Raw genomic sequence first — 772 nt, 5'->3', positions numbered from 1 at the left:
AGCGGGTCTCAGGTCGGGGCCGGGTGGTGTGTCTTGTCCGTGTTTTATCAATGCGCAATCAGCGCAGCCTCAGGCATCAGATTGCGCTGAGGCCAGCGCCAATGCCTGGCGCGTGGCGGCGATCAGGCTGCCGGCGCTGGCTGTGCCACTGCCTGCCAGGTCGAAGGCGGTGCCATGGTCCACGGAGGTGCGTATGAAAGGCAACCCCAGGGTGATGTTGATGGCTTCGCCAAAACCGGCGTATTTGAGCACGGGCAGGCCCTGGTCATGATACATGGCCAGTACCGCATCGTGCTGTTCCAGTAGATGTGGCTGGAAGGCGGTGTCGGCGGGTAGCGGGCCGGTGAGGGCCATGCCCTGGGCGCGCAGCTGTTCCAGCGTGGGGATGATCACATCCAGTTCTTCGCGCCCCAGATGCCCGCCTTCGCCGGCATGGGGGTTGAGCCCCAGTACCATGATGCGAGGCNCGGCAATCCGGTATTTGCCGATCAGATCGTCACGGAGAATGGTCAGGGTGCGTATCAGGCTCGCCGGGGTAATTGCCGCCGGTACCTGACTCAGGGGCAGGTGAGTGGTGGCCAGGGCCACCCGCAAATCCTGCTTTTGGGCCGGGGCGGTGAGCATCATCACCACCTGCGCCCCCCCCGCCTGTTCAGCGAGAAACTCGGTGTGCCCGGTGAAGGTGGGGTCGGCGCCCTCACAAATCACATTCTTGGCCACCGGGGCGGTGACCATGGCCGAGAAGGTGCCGTCCAGGCAGCCCTGGGCGGCG

The 772-nt window shown here is 65.0% G+C and carries 1 protein-coding gene; it reads right to left on the bottom strand.

Annotated features, from left to right (window positions below):
• Positions 1-69: 69 nt before the first annotated feature.
• Positions 70-772 (bottom strand): 4-hydroxythreonine-4-phosphate dehydrogenase PdxA (gene pdxA, locus A3730_RS07600; RefSeq protein ID WP_063537831.1); only part of this gene is annotated, 703 nt, incomplete at its 5' end.

It is taken from the genome of Alcanivorax sp. HI0044 (assembly GCF_001634945.1).
This window is presented reverse-complemented; position numbering and strand designations above follow the sequence as displayed.